We start from the raw sequence: 15,857 nt of genomic DNA, 5'->3' as shown, positions 1-15,857 counted from the left end.
TGCGCCCTGCCCGACCTCCACCCGTCACCGGGACGGGCGCGGAACGCGAGACCACGCCATGCCCCCACCCGCCCCCGGCATCTCGCTGTCGACCCGCCTGGAACTCAACGCCATCGCGGACGAGATCGCGGGTGACGGCGACACCTTTTCGGGCGCCCTGGCGCGCCGCCTCGTCGCCCTGCTGCCCCTCACCCCCAGGCCCAGCGCGGTGCAGTTGGGGGCGTCGTGGTCGGCGCCGGGCGGCGTCGCCGAAGCGCTGACCGACACCGGCCACACCGCTTCGGCGGGCGGCGGCGCGGAGAAAGGCGGCTTCACGCTCGGGTCGGACGGCACGTTCCGCGTCGGGCAGTGGAAGCTCGGCCACCGCCCCGGCACCGTCGAGATCGGCCGGGTGATGGAGGGGCGGGCCGAGCCGCGCCAGTGCCGCCTGCGCTACGACAGGGGGAGCGGGGCCCCCGTCGACATGCAGTGGCGGCGGTGGGTGCGGCTCGGGTTCGGCCGCGTGTCCGTGAGCGTCATGGCGGGGTGGCGGTTCTGGAAGCGGCCGGTCCCGTGACGCCGCTCACGGGCTCGGGCGTTCGAAGCGCGATCCGGCCCCGCCCCGGTCCGCGCGACCGATGTTCCGTTTCGCGCGTTGACCGCCGTCGTGCATGCAAGGCCCCACAGGGAGCCTGCCGATTCACGAGGGAGGACGAACCCATGGCGCCGATCCAACGCCGCACCCTGTTGCGCAACTCCGCCGCCGCGGCCGCCGCGGCCCTGACGGGCGGCACGGCCGTCGCCCAGACCGGCCCCGCGCCGGACGCCAAGCCCGCCGCCGCCCCGCCGCCCGGCGCGGCGCCGAAGGGCCCGCCGCCGGAGCCCGTCACCCATATCCTCGCCCGCTATGCCGCGACCGCGCCCGCGTCCGACATCCCTCCGAACGTCCGCCACGAGGCGGCGCGCACGCTGCTGAACTGGGTCGGCGTCGCGGTCGGCGGCTCGCGCCAGGGCGCGCCGAACCACGCCGTGAAGGCGCTGCTCCCCTTTTCCGGCCCCGCGCAGGCGAACCTGTTCGGCCGCGCCGAGCGGATGGACGCGCTGCACGCCGCGCTGGTCAACGGGATCTCGTCCCACGTGCTCGACTTCGACGACACGCACCTCCGGACCATCATCCACCCCGCCGGCCCCGTCGCTTCGGCGCTGACGGCATGGTCGCAATACCGGCCCCTGTCGGGGGCCGACGCCATGAACGCCCTGGTGATCGGCTGCGAGGTCGAGCTGCGCCTGGGCAATTCGGTGTTCCCCGAGCACTACGCCAAGGGCTGGCACATCACCGGCACCACGGGCGTGTTCGGCTCGGCGGCCGCGACCGGGCGCGCGCTCGGGCTGGACGAGCGCCGCATGACCTGGGCGATCGGCCTCGCCGCCTCGCAACCGGTCGGGCTGAAGGTGCAGTTCGGCTCGGACACCAAGAGCTTCCACCCCGGCCGCGCGGCGCAGAACGGCATGGTGTCGGCGCTGCTGGCCGAGCAGGGCTTCACGGCGTCCGAGGTCGCCATCGAGGGCTTCGACGGCTGGGGCCAGGCGATGAGCACCCGCCACGACTGGTCGGAGGTGACGGAAGGGCTCGGCACCCGCTACGAGATCGCGCTGAACACCTACAAGCCCTTCGCCGCCGGCATCGTCAGCCATCCCGCCATCGACGCCGCCATCCAGCTCCGGGACGCGGACCATATCCAGCCCGACCAGATCAAGTCGGTCGACCTCAAGGTCCACCCGCTGGTGCTGAACCTGATGGGCAAGACGGACCCCAAGGCGGGGCTGGAAGGCAAGTTCTCCATCTATCACGCGGTCGCGGTGGCGCTGGTGACGGGCCACGGCGGCGAGAAGGCCTTCACCGACGCCGCCGTGACGGACCCGCAGGTCGTGGCGGTGCGCAAGACCGTGACGGCGGAGATCGACCCCGCCATCAAGGCGGACCAGGTCGACATGACCGTGACGCTGAAGGACGGGCGCGTGCTGCACAAGTTCATCGAGCACGCGGTGGGCAGCCAGGCGAACCCGATGACGGACGCCCAACTCGCTGGCAAGTTCACCGACCTGTGCGACGGCATCCTGCCGCCGGACCGCGCCAAGCGCCTCCTCGACCTGTGCTGGGGCGTGTGGGACCTGAAGGACGTCGGCGAGATCGGCCGGGCCGCCGCCGCCCTGGCTTGAGCCTCCGGCGGGCGCCCAGGGATGACCCCTGGGCGTCACGGCACCGCGGGAGCGCCCGGCGTCGCGGCCGCGGTCGCAGCCCGCGGCCGGGGCACGCCGCAGCCGGGCTTGCCGGCGGCGACGTCCATCTCGCCGCAGATCTTCCGGGCCGTGCCGGTGCGGATGCCGTCGACCTTGCCGGCCGCCGCGGGGGCGGTCCGGGCGTCGCCGTCCTTCCTGGCGGCCAGGAACGCCCTCAGCTCCGCCGCTGAGCGGCGCACGTCGGCGGCGAGCGGGCCGTCGTTCGTGTCGATGACGAAGGGTTGGCGCCAGCTGTCGGGGCGGGCCCCGGCGGGGTGGAAGTCGAAGATCTGGCGCGGCGAGGGCACCGCCGAGGCCAGGACGGTCGGGACGGCGGCGGCCGGCGCTTCCGCGGCGTCGACGGCCGGCGCCCGCGCGGCGCCGCGGGGCCGCACCGTCCGGATGCCGGGGCGGGACAAGGGCGCCGCATCCGCCTCCGCGGCGGGAGCCGCCGCGGATCCGACCCGGCCGACGGCCTCGACGCCGCGGTGCATCTCGGCGCAGCCGGCGAGCGGCGCCGACGCCAGCGCGAGGGCTATGGCGAGCGCGGGACGGGCGATCGAGGTTCGGCGGTGGCGCATGCGGGGCTCCTGACGCGGCCGGAGATCACCACGGGCGGCACCCGCGCGTCCAGTGCACGGCCGTCGGTCCGCGCCGGAAAACGCCGCGGCCGGCGTCGGGAGCCCGCCGGCGCGGCGTCACCGCCCGAGGTGCCGATCGAAGAAGCCGGCGAGCTGCTCGAAGGCCAGCCGGTCCTCGGGGATGCGGTCGTCCCGGTAGAACTGGGCATGCGCCATGCCCTCGAACACCTGCAGGTCGGCTTCCACGCCGGCCTCGTGCAGCTTCTGCTGCACCCGCACCGTGTTGCTGAGCAGCAGGTCGCGCGTGCCCGTCGTCAGCATCGTGGGCGGGAAGCCGTGCAGGTCCCCGTAGACCGGCGACAGCATCGGGTCGGCGAGGTCGTGCCCCTGCGCGTAGAACAGCGTCGCGGCGTGGCAGAAACCGTCGGGCGACACCAGCACGTTGTCGACGAGCGCATTGGTGCGGAACGAATCGCCGCGCTTCGTCGCGTCCGACATGGGCGTGCCCGGCGCGATGGCGCCCGGCATCGGCAGCGCGTCCCGCTTCGCCCGCAGCACCGTTTCGAGGGTCAGCGCCCCGCCGGCGGAGCTGCCGAACACCCCGACGTTCGCGGGCGGCACGGTCGCGATGGCGGCCTTGTAGACCGTTTCGGCGTCGTCCAGCGCCGCCGGGAAGTAGGCCTCGGGCGGCATGCGGTAGTCGACGGCGATCACCGGCATGCGGGCGATGCCGGCCATCATCACGGCTTCGGGCAGCGCGGCGAGACGCGGGTTCAGCACGTAGCAGCCGCCGTGGACGTGGACCAGCAGCCGATGCGCGTTGGCCGGCGGCAGGTCGCGCGGGGTGACGCGGTACACCTTCACGCCGTCGATCGTGTCGGGGCGGATGTCGACGCGCAGCCGCTCCGCCATCGGGGCGACCTGCGGCCCGAGCCCGGCTTCGAGCTTGGCGGCGAGGTCGCGCCACCCGTCGGGCGTGGTGGGCGGGGTGTTCCAACCGTCGTGCAGCGGCTGGGCGATGACGGCCTGCAGCTCGGGGCTGACGGTGTCGGGCACGGGAAGCGTCTTGGCGGGCTCGTCGCGCGGCGCCAAGCCGTCGGCGGCGAGGACGGGGAGCGACAGGCCGACGAGGGCCGCGATGGACAGCGCGGCGGTGCGAAACGGTTGCATGGTCATGGTTCCCCCTGGGCCTTCGGCGCCGCGTCCGTCGCGTCCGTCGCCGGCCCGGCGGGATCGCCAACGCGCCCGTCCTTTCCCGGGCTCCCGCCGGGCCCTACACTTTCCGCCATGACCCTCGAACAGCTCCGCATCTTCGTCGCCGTGGCCGAGCGGGAACACGTCACGCGGGCCGCCGAAGCGCTGCACCTCGCGCAATCGGCCGTGTCGGCGGCCGTGTCGGGGCTGGAAGAGCGGCACGGGGCGAAGCTGTTCCACCGCGTCGGCCGCGGCATCGCGCTGACGGATGCCGGCGCCGTGTTCCTGGGGGAAGCCCGCGCCGTGCTGGCGCGGGCCGCCGCGGCCGAGCTGGCGCTGAGCGAACTCGGCGGGCTGAAGCGCGGCACGCTGAGCGTGATGGCGAGCCAGACCATCGCGGGCTATTGGCTGCCGCGCCACCTCGCGGCGTTCCGCGCTCTGCACCCGGGCGTCGCCCTCCGCCTCGGCATCGGCAACACCGCCGAGGTGGTGGCGGCCGTGCTGGCCGGCACCGCCGCCCTCGGCTTCGTCGAGGGCGCCCATGCCGATCCGGCCCTGGCGGGCGAGGTCGTGGCGCGCGACCAGCTCATCGTGGTCGTGGCGCCGGACCATCCCTGGGCGGGGAGGACCGACGCCGCCCCGCCCGACGCCCGCGACACCGAATGGGTGCTGCGGGAGCCGGGCTCGGGCACGCGCTCGGCCTTCGAGGCGGCGTTGCCGCCGGGCGCGGCGCCGCTGCGCGTGGCGCTGGAGCTGCCGTCGAACGAGGCGGTGCGCGGCGCCGTCGAGGCCGGCCTCGGGGCGACGGCCCTGTCGGCCTCGGTGGCGGCGCCGAGCCTCGAAGCCGGGCTGCTGGTGCGCGTCGCCTTCCCGCTGCCCGAGCGCGACTTCACCGCCATCCGCCACGCCGGGCGCTACGGCAGCCGCGCCGCCGACGCGCTGCTGGCGCTGACGAAGGGCTGAGCGCCGGGCGGGTTGGACGCCGCGGCGGCGGCGCCCCACATCGCGGGGGGCGGGGCGATCGTTCCCGCGCGGCCGCGGTCCACGCGGCGGAACCAGACCGGGAAGGCCCGCGATGCTCCATCTGTTCGGCAAGTCGGACGACCTCATCGTCCATGGGCGCGCGCCCTTCAACGCCGAGCCGCCGCTCGACCGGCTGCGCGCCTCGTTCATCACCCCGCAGGCGCTGCTCTACGTCCGCTGCCACGGCGACATCCCGGCGCTCGACGCGACGCACCGCGTGTCGGTCGGGGGCCTCGCGGCGACGCCGTTCGACGCCGACGCGGCGGAGCTCGCCGCCCGCTTCGCGCCGCACCGGGTGCGGTCCGTCATGCAATGCGCCGGCAACCGCCGCGCCGACATGCGCGCCGTGCGGCCCGTGTCGGGCGATCCCTGGGCGGCGGGTGCCATCGGCCACGCCGAATGGACCGGCGCGCGCCTGGCCGACGTGCTGCGCGCCGCCGGCTGCCGGGACGGCGACGGGCTGCACGTCGCCTTCGAATCGCGCGACGTGGCGGAAACCCCGGACGGCCCCGCGCGCTTCGGCGTGTCGATCCCGCTCAGCAAGGCGATGCACCCCGACGTGCTCGTCGCCTGGGCGATGGACGGCGAACCGCTGACGCCCGAACACGGCTTCCCGCTGCGGATCGTCGTGCCGGGCTACGCCGGGGTGCGCAGCCCGAAGTGGCTCGGCAGCATCACGGTGCAGGACCGCCCGTCGGACGCCTTCCAGCAGGCCAAGGACTACAAGCTGTTCCCGCCCGACATGCGGCCGGACACCGAGGACCTGTCGCGCGGCTTCACCATCGACGAGATGCCGGTGAACTCCGCCATCTGCGTGCCGGCGCCAGGTGCGGCGCTCGCGGCCGGGGGCGTCGCGGTCGGCGGCTGGGCGGCGGCCAGCGGCCGCGCCGTCGTGCGCGTGGACGTGTCGGGCGACGGCGGGCGGAACTGGACCCAGGCCGAGATCGAGGAGCACGACGGGTCCCCCTGGTCCTGGAGCTTCTGGCGGGCGACGCTCGACCTGCCGGCGGGCGAGCACGAGCTCTGCGTGCGCGCCTGGGACGCAGCCGGCCAAACCCAGCCCGCCCTCCCCGACGACACCTGGAACTTCAAGGGCTACCTCAGCGCCGCCTGGCACCGGGTGCGGGTCACCGCCGCCTGACGCCCGGCCGTCCGGTCCGGAAGGGCCTGGCGCGAGGCGACGGGGATGCCGTTCGGGGTGGGACACGGCCGCGCCCCACATCGGCCACGCTGCCTCGCCAGGCTGCGCCACCAGGGTGCGACGGCCCGCGACGATTTCGCCGTCGCCCCGGACGCGCCGCGGTGGAATTCGAGGTGGATCGGTGTTCCCTGTCCCGGTAGCATCGCGATGGGCCCGGTCCTGGCCCGGTGCACGCTGACGCCATGCGATACGATCTCAAGGAGCGGGCCGCCGCCGCCGTCGGGATTCTCCGGGCCGGGTCCCGGCACGTCGTGTATCGCGCCGCCGCGGCCGCGGCACTGCTCCTCGTCCTGCTGGTGGCGGGCGTGCTGTGGGGCTACTGGTCGAACCTGTACAAGGACGCCCAGTCGCGCTCGGGGACGCTGGCCTTCCTGCTCGCGGAGCAGACCACCCGCACCTTCCAGGCGGTCGACCTGACGCTGTGCGGGCTCGAACCCGTGCTCGACGCCGCGGCGGCCCGTCCCGACCATGCGCCCGCGATCGAGAAGCTGCTGGCCCAGCGCGTGGCCGAGCTCGACTTCGTCCACGCCATCTACGTGGTCGACCTGGCGGGGCGGGTGACGGAAACGTCCGGCGCCGTGACCGAGATCGTCGAGGATGTGTCGGCGCGCCCCTATTTCGCCGAGTTCCGGCGCGACCCGGCGTTGAAGTTCCTCGTCGGCCAGCCATTGTTCAGCAGCCCCGGCCGGCTCAGCGCCATCCCGGTGATGCGCCGCCTGTCGACGCCTTCGGGCGAGTTCGGCGGCATGATCGTGGCGAGCGTCGAGCCGCGCTACTTTTCCGACTTCTACCGCAACCTCGACCTGGGACGGCGCGGCTCCATCGACCTGTACCAGGACAACGGCTCGATCCTGCTGGCCTCGACCGGGGACGCGCCCGCCCCCGACGCACCGCCGCTGGCCGCCGCGCCGAACTTCGACATCGCCTCGACGCTGGGCAACTTCCGCTCGCGCGGAACCGTGGCGGACGAGCGGTTGATCGCCTTCCACCGGGCGGGCTCCTACCCGCTCGTCGTCGCGGTGGGCATCGACCTCGCCGACCTGTGGGGTCGCTGGTGGCGCATCGCCGCCCCCTCGATGGCCGCCACGGTCGCCATCGAGGCCCTGGGCTGGGCGCTGGCGGTGATGGGGGTGCGCCACCTGGAGGAGCGCCGCCGCGCGCGGAGCCGCGCCGTGATGGTGCAGAAGCTCGAAGCCCTGGGCCAGATGACCGCCAGCGTGTCGCACGACTTCCGCAACCTCCTCGCCGTGATGACCTCGACGCTGCGGCTGGTGCGCCGGCGCGGGCCGGACGAAACGGTGCTGCGCGCCGCCGAGGAGGCGCTGGAGCGCAGCGACAAGCTCATCGGCCAGCTCCTCGCCTTCTCGAAGCGCCACGACCTGCAGCTCCGCCCGACCTCGATCAACGCGCTGCTCGACGGGCTCGACGGCGTGCTGCGCCACGCCGCCGGGCCGGGCGTGACGCTCACCTGCGACAAGGGCGAGGACCTGCCCCTGTGCCAGGCGGACGGGACGCAGTTCGACGCCGCCCTGATGAACCTCGTCGTCAACGCCCGCCAAGCGATGCCGGGTGGCGGCCGGGTGACGATCACCACGCGCGACGCCGGCGCGCGCGGGGTCGCGCTCAGCGTCGCCGACACCGGCACCGGCATCGCGCCGGGCGACCTGAAGAAGGTGTTCGAGCCCTTCTTCACCACCAAGGCGGACACCGGCACGGGCCTCGGCCTCGCCCAGGTCTACGGCTTCATGAGGCGCATCGGCGGCGACGCCACGGTGGCGAGCCAGCCGGGCGTCGGCACGACCTTCACGCTGCTGTTCCCCTTGGCGGCGGAGCCGCGGAAGGCGAAGGCCGCGGCACCGGCGGCGTGACGGGCCGCTCCGGGGACGGGGCGGGACCGGCGGCGGGCTGCGTCGCCTAGCGCCCCGCCCCCGCCTCGATCATGGCGCGGATCCGGCCCGCCAGCGCGTCGATGGTGAAGGGCTTGGTGAGCATCTGCAGGCCGGGGTCGAGGTGGCCCTCGCCGAAGGTGGCGTCCTCGGCGTAGCCGGTGATGAACAGCACCGGCAGGTCGGGCCGCAGCCGCCGCCCCTGCTCGGCCAGCTGCCGCCCGTTCATGCCCGGCAGGCCGACATCGGTGACGAGAAGGTCGATGCGCTGGCCGTGTTCCCGCAGCAGCTTCAGTCCCGCGGGCCCGTCGGGAGCCTGCAGGGCGCGGTAGCCGAGGTCGACCAGGACCTCGACGACGAGGTCGCGCACCGACGGCTCGTCCTCGACCACCAGAACGGTTTCCCGAGCCGGGGCGCGATGCGGCGCGGCCGGGCCGGAGGGGGGGACGTCGCTCGCCGCCGTGCCGGCGAAGCGCGGCAGCACGATCCGCACGCGCGTGCCGCGGCCGGCCGCGCTGTCGATCGCGACATGCCCCTCGGACTGGCGCACGAAGCCGTAGATCATCGACAGGCCGAGCCCGGTGCCCTGCCCCATCGGCTTCGTGGTGAAGAACGGGTCGAAGGCCCGCGCCGCCACGTCGGGGGCCATGCCGTGGCCCGTGTCGGTCACCGTCAGGGCCACGTAGGCCCCGGGGTCCGGCCCGTCGGGCTCGGCCGCGTCGACCGTCACGTTGGCGGTCTCGATCGTCAGGCGCCCTCCGTCCGGCATGGCGTCGCGGGCGTTGATCACGAGGTTGAGCAGGGCGTTCTCGAGCTGGTGCGGGTCGCACAGCGTCGGCCACAGGTCGTCGGCCAGCGCCACCTGGAAGGCGATGGCCTCGCCGGTGGTGCGGCGCAGCAGGTCCTCCATGGAGCCGACGAGGCGGTTGGCGTCGGTCGGCCGCGGGTCGAGCGGCTGGCGGCGCGAGAAGGCGAGCAGCCGGTGCGTCAGGGCCGCCGCCCGGTTGGCCGAGCCGATGGCGATCTCGACGTAGCGGCCGACGTCGGCGGTGCGGCCCTGGCCGATGCGCCGCTGCATCAGGTCGAGCGCGCCCGTGATGCCGGTGAGCAGGTTGTTGAAGTCGTGGGCGATGCCGCCCGTGAGCTGGCCCACCGCTTCCATCTTCTGCGATTGGCGCAGGGCCTCCTCGGCCTTGGCGAGCGCCGCCGCGGCCTCCTTCTCGTCCGTGATGTCGCGCACGATGGAGTAGATCAGCCCCTCGTGGGGCACGGCGTTCCAGGAGAACCAGCGGTAGGAGCCGTCCTTGTGGCGGTAGCGGTTCTCGAAGCCCGGCACCGAAAGCCCGTCGCCCAGCACCGCCATGGCGCTGGCGGTGCGCCCCCGGTCGTCGGGATGGACGAGGTCGAAGAACGGCGTGTCGAGCAGGTCCTCCGGCGTCCAGCCGAGCGTTTCCGCCCAGGCCGGGTTGAGGCGCATGAAGGTGCCGTCGAAGCGGGCCACGCAGAACATGTCGCGCGAATGGCGCCAGATGCTGTCGAGCTCGTGGGTGCGCTCCGCCACCGTGGCTTCGAGCGTCCCGTTGAGCCGGCGCAGCGCCGCTTCGGCGGTCTTGCGGGCCGCGATGTCCTCGATGCAGACGACGCCGCCCGCGATGTCGCCCGCGGCGTCGCGGATCGGCGCCGCCGTGAGCTGCACCCAGGCCAGCGAGTCGTCGCCGCGCCGGTACAGGTATTCCTCGCCCGCCGAAGTTTCGCCCCGGGCGAGCGCCCTCACCAGGGGGTAGCGGTCGAGGGCGAGCCGCTCCCGGTCCGGCGTGTAAAGGATCCAGTCGCCATGCCCCTCGACCACGTCGGTGGGGATCACCCCATGGCCGAAGATGCGGTCGGCGCGCGGGTTCTGCCCCACGATGCGGCCCGAAGCCTCGGCGAACAGGATGCCGACGGGCGCCGCGTCGAGCACGGCCTTCAAGCGCAGGCGCTCGGCATCGCGCTCGGCCACCAGCGAAAGCTGGTCCCGCTCGGCCAGGATCTCGGCGGTGATGTCGCGCGACACGCAGAGCAGGCGCTCCGGCGCGCCGCCGGCGTCGACGATCGGCGTCACCACGACATCCCACCAGCGCGAATTGCCCTTGGCGGTCGCGGCGGGGCCCCGGAAGCGGCCGGACCCGCCGTGCCGCGCCGCCGCGAGGGCGCGCCCGATCGCTTCGCCCTCGGTGGCGGGCCACAGCTTCTCCCAGGGCCCGCCCAGAAGGTCGGCGGCATCGTCGACCTCCAGGGCCTGCAGGCCGCCGGCGTTGACGAAGCGCACGGTGCCGTCGAGGTCCATGACCACGATGCAGTCGCCCGACGACGCCAGCACGCGGCGGTTCAGCTCCTCGCTGGCGCGCAGCGCCGCTTCGGCCGAGCGCGACGCCGTGACGTCGATGGCGATGCCGGTCAGGCGCGGGGGCTTGCCGCCTTCCGCGCGGTAGCAGCGGCCGCTGAGCAGCAGCCACCGCGCTTCGCCGCCGTCCCGCGCGACGTGGAACTCGGACACGAAGTCGGTCCCCTCGGCGAAGCTCGCCCCCACCTGCCGCTGCACGGCGTCGCGGTCCGCGGGGTCGATGCGGCCGAGCAGCTCCTCCGGGCCCACGCCCGCCGCGGCTTCCGCCTCGGACAGCCCGAGGAAGCCGGCGAAGCGCGCATCGCCGCGCACGAGGCCGCTCGCCGCGTCCCAGTCGACGAAGCCGACGAGGCCGCTCGCCAGGGCGGCGTCGGAGCGCTCGCGGCTTTCGCGCAGGGTGCGTTCCGCGTCCCGCCGCTCCGTGCGGTCGCGCAGGATCTTCAGGAAGCCCGTGACGGCGCCGTCCTCGTCGCGCAGCGCCATCATCTCGCCGTCGGCCCAGAAGCGCGTGCCGTCGCGCTTCTGGTGCCAGCGCTCGTTCGTGCCGCGGCCGGTCGCGAGCGCGGACGCCATCTCGGTCGCGGGGCGGCCGATGGCGTTGTCCTCGGGCGTGAAGATGCGGCTCGCGGGCTGCCCCAGCATCTCGGCCTCGGTCCAGCCCATGATGCGGCGGGCCCCCTCGTTCCAGCCCGTCACGCGGCCGTCGAGGTCCGTGCTGATGATGCCGTAGTCGATGGCGCTGTCGAGCACATGGCGGCTGCGGGCGTCGCCGCGGCGCCGCTCGGCCTCGGCGCGCCGCCCCTGCTCCAGGGCCCGGTCGCGCTCCGCCACGGCGCGGCGCAGGTCGAGCTGCGCCATGACGGACCGCGCCAGGGCCTTGAGGATGAAGAGCTGCTGGCCGTCGAGTTCGCGCGGGCGATGGTCGAGCACGCACAGCGTGCCGATGGCGACGCCTTCCGGCGTCCGCAGCGGCACGCCGGCGTAGAACCGGGGGAGCGGGCCCGCGAGGCCGCGGAACGACGCGTCCGCCCCGGGCCGGGCCGCGAGGTCGGGCACGAGGAGGATCTCCTCCTCCTCCAGCGTCGCCGCGCAGAGCGGCGCTTCGGCGGGCAGCTCGCGGCGGCCGATGCCGACCTCCGCCTTGAACCATTGGCGGTGGCCGTCGATGAAGTTGATGTGGGCGATGGGCGTCCCGCAGGCCCGCGCCGCCATGGCGACGATGTCGTCGAACTCCGGCTCGCGGGCGGTGTCGAGGACCGCGTAGGCGTCGAGGGCCGCCCGGCGCTGCCGTTCGCGGTCCCCGGCCGAGCTATCGGTGGATCGTGGCAAGGGTCCTGGTCCCGTCGTCGGCACGGCAGCGCTTTCGCTGTCAATGGCTTAGCAAAATGGCGGCCCCGCGCAACGGGGCGCAGCACCGCAGCTCGAAACGCGCGTCAGGACGCCGGCCCGTTTCCGGCCAGCTCCAGCAGCGACGCCGCCGTGGCCTCGTCGGTGATCAGCACGGTCGGGCGCGCGAGGCGGATGGCGCCCAGCATGGCGTCCACCTTGCCGGGGCCGCCCGAGGTGAGGATCCGCACGGGCGCGGCCCGGATGCTGTCGCAGGGCACCGCCATCACGCGGGCGTTGACGGGATGGTCGAGCACGACGCCGTCGATGTCGTAGAACTGGTAGAGCAGGTCGCCGACCGCCCCGGCGGCGAGCAGCGAGCGGCGGTCGGCCTCGGAAAAATAGCCGAAGCCGAAGGACGTGTTGTCCGGCCCCATGCCGCCGACGCTCATCAGCACGGCGTCGAGCGCCCGGCCGAGGTCGAAGATCTCGCCCAGGCCGCAGCGCTCGATCAGCGCCCGCTTGGTGTCGGGGCCGTCCACCACGGCCGGGGCCGGGATGAGGAAGCAGTCGGCCTGCAGCAGCCGCGACAGCTGCCAGGCGAAGTCGGCGGGGTTGTATTGGAGCACCTTGGCGATGCCGCCCAGCATCGACACGACGGCCAGCCCCGGCAGGGGCCGCTCGTCGATGGCGTTGAGGGCCGAGATCAGCGTCCGGCCCCAGCCGACGCCGATCCGCATGCCGGGGCGCAGCATGTCGGACAGGGTGCGGCCCGTGGCGGCGCCGATCGGCAGGGTGGGGTCGGCCGCGGGCGAGGAGAGGGGCGCCACCACGGCCTCGCCGATGCCGAAGCGCCGTTCCAGCGCGCGCTCCAGCGCGGTGAGCTCGGCGATGTCGCGGCTGAGGGAGATGCGGACCTCGTGCAGCGCCTGCGCGTCCGACAGCAGGCGCACCACGGTGACGCGGCCGACGCCCAGCGCTTCGGCGATGGCGCTCTGGGTCATCTCCTCGACGTGGTACATCCAGGCCGCCCGCAGCCGCAGCCGCTGCGACCGTCGGCCGGATTGCGGCGTTCCTCCCGTGGGCGTCGCGGCGGGTTCCCCGCTGGCGGGTTCCCGGCTCCTGTCCTTGGCCATGGGCGACGTGTAGCGCGGGGACGTGGGGGCCACAACGATCCGTTCAGCGTTGCGACGGCCAGAGCAGGAGCCACCCCAGCACGCCCAGGAGCACGAGGCTGCCCAGGAACGCCCCGATGTAGACGTCCGCGAGGCTCATGCCCCGCGCCGCGGCGCGACGGCGGGCCGGTCGGAGCGGGCGGCGCTGGGGACGGGATGGCGCATGGGCCATCGCCTTAAGGGGGCCGGCCGGCCCTGTCGCTCACCCATGATAAGGCGCGGGGGATTTTCGCGCGTCGCCCGGGACGGACCCGGGGCGCGGCCGGAAACGTTCCCCGCCCGACGGAACGAGGAGGCGACGGCATGGCGATCGAGCGGCGGTATTCGAACCTGTTCCCCACGGGCGAGGCGGCCCACGCCTTTGAAACGGCCGTGCGCGGCGCCGCCCTGGAGGCGGGCCTGTCGGTCGGGCCCGGCGGCACGACCGACAAGGGCCTGCCCGGCGTCGAAGTCCTGACGGTGCTGACCGGCGACGCCGCCGGGATCGAGCGGTTCGCGGCGGAGCCGCACGACGGCACCCGGCTCGAACCGGCGGCCTGAGCCGCCGCCGCCCGCCACACCGTCAGTCCAGCAGCATCGACACCTGCACGGCGCCGGTGTTGCGCAGCACGCGCAAGGCCGCATGGCGCCCCACCTGGCGCAGCGTCACGTCGACCTTGGCCTCCGCGAAGCCGAGGTCGCGCAGGGTGATCTCCTCCAGAAAGGCGGGCAAGCGCGGGTTGCGGAAGCGGATCGCCCGCGCCGCCGGGTCGAACTCGATCCCCAGGCTGGCCTGCAGCAGCAGGAACGGCGTGCCGGCCGCCCAGGCCTGGGGCGCGCAGGCGACCGGGTAAAGGGTCGGCGCGGCACCACGGCGCCGGCGAAAGCCGCAGAACAGCTCCGGCAGTCGGCGCGAGTCGAAGCAGGCGGAAGCGGCGAACAGGGCCGAGAAGACGCATTCGGCCGCCTCCGCCTGCCCGGTGCGGGCGAGGCCCCAGGCGATCAGCGCATTGTCGTGCGGCCACACCGAGCCGTTGTGGTAGCTCATCGGGTTGTAGCGCGGCTCGCCCACCGCCACGGTGCGGACGCCCCAGCCAGACAGGAACTTCGGGCTCACCACCTCGGCTGCGATGCGGGCCGCGCGCTCGGGCTTGACGATGCCGGTCCACAGGACGTGGGCGGCGTTGGAAGTCCGCACCCGGCAGGGCTTCTTGGCGCCGTCGAGCGCGATGGCGTACATCCCGATCTCGTCGCACCAGAAGGCGGCGTCGAACCGGTCCCGCATCGCCTCGGCCTGCCCGCGCAGCGCGGCGGCGCGCTCGCCGAAGCCCAGCGCTTCGGCCATGCGGGCGCCGCCGTGGCGCGCCGCATAGGCGTAGCCCTGCACCTCCACCAGGGCGATCGGGCCTTCGGCCAGCGACCCGTCGGCATGGAACACCGCGTCCTGCGAGTCCTTCCAGCCCTGGTTCTGCAGCCCCGTCTCGTCGGCGCGGGCGTATTCGAGGAACCCGTCCCCGTCCCGGTCGCCCGGCCCGTCCATCCAGGCGAAGCCCCGCTCGATGGCTGGCCACAGGCCGCGGATGGCGTCGAGGTCGCCGGTGCGCTCGAGGTAGAGGCCGGCCAGCACGATGAACAGCGGCGTGGAATCGATCGAGCCGTAGTAGAGCCCGAAGGGGACCTCCTTCAGCGCCGCCATCTCGCCGCCGCGCATCTCGTGCAGGATCTTGCCCGGCTCGGCGTCCGCCTCCGCGTCGAAACCCGTCGCCTGGAAATGGGCCAGGCGGGCCAGCACGCCCCGGGCGACGGCGGGGTCGATCCACAGCATCTGCAGGGCTGTGATGATGCCGTCGCGGCCGAAGGTCGTCGAATACCAGGGGATGCCGGCATAGGGGTAGAGGCCCTGCGGCGTGTCCGTCAGCAGCATGTAGAGGTCGGCCGTCGAGCGGCGCAGGACCTCGTTGAACACCTCGTTGGAGGAGTCCACCGTCGCGACGCCGCGCATCAGCGCCTTGGCGGCGCGGTTGGCCGCCACGAGGCCCCGGCGGAACTCCGCCGTCTCGGCCGGGCGCGGGCCGGAGCATTCGGCCGCGACCGTGACGGTGAAGGACGCGCCGGGGTCGAGCGCGACCTCGTAGGTGGCAGCGCCGCTCGCGAGCCGGCGCGGCGCCGGCGCGAAGCGCAGCACCGCCCGGCGCGGCATCCCGTCGAGCCCCGCGTAGCCGAAGGCGACGCGGTCGCCCTCGGCCGCCTCCGACATCGTGCCGCGCGCGTCGCGACGCATGCCGCGCGCCTCGAACAGGTCGGAGAAGTCGCAGCCGAAGACGAAGCCGAGCGTGAAGGCGGCGCCGTCGGCGCCGTGGTTGACCACATGGATGCGCTGGTGCGCGGTCCCGCCCCACAGGTAGGTGGTGCGCACGACGTGCAGCGTGTCCTTGGCCAGGACGATGCGGCCGTCCCGGTACACGTCGGGGTTCGTGAGGTCGACCGTGAAGGTGAGGTTGTCGTCGCGCACGCCCGAGCCGAGCAGCAGCGGCTGCGAGCCGGCCAGCAGCATCTCGAAGCGCGACAGGTAGCGGGTGTCGTGGTCGAACAGCCCGTCCGGCCCGCCCGCGGAAGCGCCGATGTCGCCGAAGCTGTCGAGCACCGCGAAGGTGTCGCCATGCTTCAGCGTGTGGCGGGGCCGCGCCGCGGTGGCGGTCGCCGGGATGTAGAACGGCGTCCTTTCGGTGGGATCGGGCTTCGCGGGGCCTTCGGGCTCGCGGGGGAATCCGTCGCCGCTGGGATCGGTCATGTCGGGGGAGCGTCCCGGTCAGGAGGGGCGGGCCGCGGCGCGGGCCGGACCAGCCGCGT

11 protein-coding genes are annotated in these 15,857 nt (G+C 74.2%); 6 read left to right on the top strand and 5 right to left on the bottom strand.

The window, feature by feature from the left end; genetic code table 11:
- Positions 1-58: 58 nt before the first annotated feature.
- Both D3273_RS08260 and D3273_RS08255 read left to right on the top strand, forming a co-directional pair.
- The gene (locus D3273_RS08260; protein ID WP_129225357.1) at positions 59-556 is read left to right on the top strand and encodes a hypothetical protein; all 498 of its coding nucleotides are present in this window, start codon (positions 59-61) and stop codon (positions 554-556) included.
- Positions 557-699: 143 nt separating this feature from the next.
- Positions 700-2,199 (top strand): MmgE/PrpD family protein, encoded by a 1,500-nt coding sequence (locus D3273_RS08255; protein WP_129225355.1) that lies wholly within the window; start codon positions 700-702, stop codon positions 2,197-2,199.
- 35 nt (positions 2,200-2,234) lie between these two features.
- Here D3273_RS08255 and D3273_RS08250 read toward each other — a convergent pair whose 3' ends face one another.
- Positions 2,235-2,840, bottom strand: coding sequence for a hypothetical protein (locus tag D3273_RS08250; RefSeq protein WP_129225353.1), 606 nt, complete (start codon positions 2,838-2,840; stop codon positions 2,235-2,237).
- 117 nt (positions 2,841-2,957) lie between these two features.
- Entirely contained in the window at positions 2,958-4,010 is a 1,053-nt protein-coding gene (locus tag D3273_RS08245) for an alpha/beta hydrolase (RefSeq protein ID WP_207210738.1), read from the bottom strand.
- A 117-nt stretch (positions 4,011-4,127) separates the two neighbouring features.
- Between D3273_RS08245 and D3273_RS08240 the strand changes: the two genes are divergently transcribed.
- The 3 genes from D3273_RS08240 to D3273_RS08230 all read left to right on the top strand — a co-directional run bounded on the left by D3273_RS08240 (position 4,128) and on the right by D3273_RS08230 (position 8,126).
- Positions 4,128-4,997 (top strand): LysR family transcriptional regulator, encoded by an 870-nt coding sequence (locus D3273_RS08240; RefSeq protein WP_129225349.1) that lies wholly within the window; start codon positions 4,128-4,130, stop codon positions 4,995-4,997.
- A 112-nt stretch (positions 4,998-5,109) separates the two neighbouring features.
- On the top strand, positions 5,110-6,198 hold the full coding sequence (locus D3273_RS08235) for a molybdopterin-dependent oxidoreductase (RefSeq protein WP_129225347.1): 1,089 nt from the start codon (positions 5,110-5,112) through the stop codon (positions 6,196-6,198).
- Positions 6,199-6,440: 242 nt separating this feature from the next.
- Positions 6,441-8,126 carry a sensor histidine kinase gene (locus D3273_RS08230; RefSeq protein ID WP_129225345.1) on the top strand — a complete coding sequence of 562 codons (1,686 nt, stop codon included), beginning with the start codon at positions 6,441-6,443 and terminating at the stop codon, positions 8,124-8,126.
- Between the two features lie 46 nt (positions 8,127-8,172).
- On the opposite strand, the gene D3273_RS08225 is transcribed toward D3273_RS08230, so the two are convergent.
- Together D3273_RS08225 and D3273_RS08220 are read right to left on the bottom strand one after the other, a co-directional pair.
- Positions 8,173-11,856 carry a PAS domain S-box protein gene (locus D3273_RS08225; protein ID WP_129225343.1) on the bottom strand — a complete coding sequence of 1,228 codons (3,684 nt, stop codon included), beginning with the start codon at positions 11,854-11,856 and terminating at the stop codon, positions 8,173-8,175.
- 104 nt (positions 11,857-11,960) lie between these two features.
- The gene (locus tag D3273_RS08220) at positions 11,961-13,022 is read right to left on the bottom strand and encodes a sugar-binding transcriptional regulator (RefSeq protein ID WP_245501068.1); all 1,062 of its coding nucleotides are present in this window, start codon (positions 13,020-13,022) and stop codon (positions 11,961-11,963) included.
- A gap of 309 nt (positions 13,023-13,331) precedes the next feature.
- Here D3273_RS08220 and D3273_RS08215 point away from each other — a divergent pair, with 309 nt between their 5' ends.
- Positions 13,332-13,568, top strand: a complete 237-nt coding sequence (locus D3273_RS08215; RefSeq protein ID WP_129225341.1) for a hypothetical protein — start codon at positions 13,332-13,334, stop codon at positions 13,566-13,568.
- A 22-nt stretch (positions 13,569-13,590) separates the two neighbouring features.
- On the opposite strand, the gene D3273_RS08210 is transcribed toward D3273_RS08215, so the two are convergent.
- The gene (locus tag D3273_RS08210) at positions 13,591-15,798 is read right to left on the bottom strand and encodes an amylo-alpha-1,6-glucosidase (protein WP_129225339.1); all 2,208 of its coding nucleotides are present in this window, start codon (positions 15,796-15,798) and stop codon (positions 13,591-13,593) included.
- Between the last annotated feature and the right edge of the window lie 59 nt (positions 15,799-15,857).

It is taken from the genome of Lichenibacterium minor (genome assembly GCF_004137685.1).
In the GTDB taxonomy this organism is placed as follows: Bacteria; Pseudomonadota; Alphaproteobacteria; order Rhizobiales; family Beijerinckiaceae; genus Lichenihabitans; species Lichenihabitans minor.
The sequence above is the reverse complement of the archived record's forward strand: the minus strand, read 5'-3'. Positions and strand labels throughout refer to the sequence as shown.

Bases quoted from the DNA above. Each gene is read 5' to 3' on its own strand.
- D3273_RS08250 (WP_129225353.1), bottom strand. From the start codon at position 2,840: ATGCGCCACCGCCGAACCTCGATCGCCCGTCCCGCGCTCGCCATAGCC.
- D3273_RS08260 (WP_129225357.1), top strand. From the start codon at position 59: ATGCCCCCACCCGCCCCCGGCATCTCGCTGTCGACCCGCCTGGAACTC.
- D3273_RS08230 (WP_129225345.1), top strand. From the start codon at position 6,441: ATGCGATACGATCTCAAGGAGCGGGCCGCCGCCGCCGTCGGGATTCTC.
- D3273_RS08235 (WP_129225347.1), top strand. From the start codon at position 5,110: ATGCTCCATCTGTTCGGCAAGTCGGACGACCTCATCGTCCATGGGCGC.
- D3273_RS08255 (WP_129225355.1), top strand. From the start codon at position 700: ATGGCGCCGATCCAACGCCGCACCCTGTTGCGCAACTCCGCCGCCGCG.
- D3273_RS08240 (WP_129225349.1), top strand. From the start codon at position 4,128: ATGACCCTCGAACAGCTCCGCATCTTCGTCGCCGTGGCCGAGCGGGAA.
- D3273_RS08210 (WP_129225339.1), bottom strand. From the start codon at position 15,798: ATGACCGATCCCAGCGGCGACGGATTCCCCCGCGAGCCCGAAGGCCCC.
- D3273_RS08245 (WP_207210738.1), bottom strand. From the start codon at position 4,010: ATGCAACCGTTTCGCACCGCCGCGCTGTCCATCGCGGCCCTCGTCGGC.
- D3273_RS08215 (WP_129225341.1), top strand. From the start codon at position 13,332: ATGGCGATCGAGCGGCGGTATTCGAACCTGTTCCCCACGGGCGAGGCG.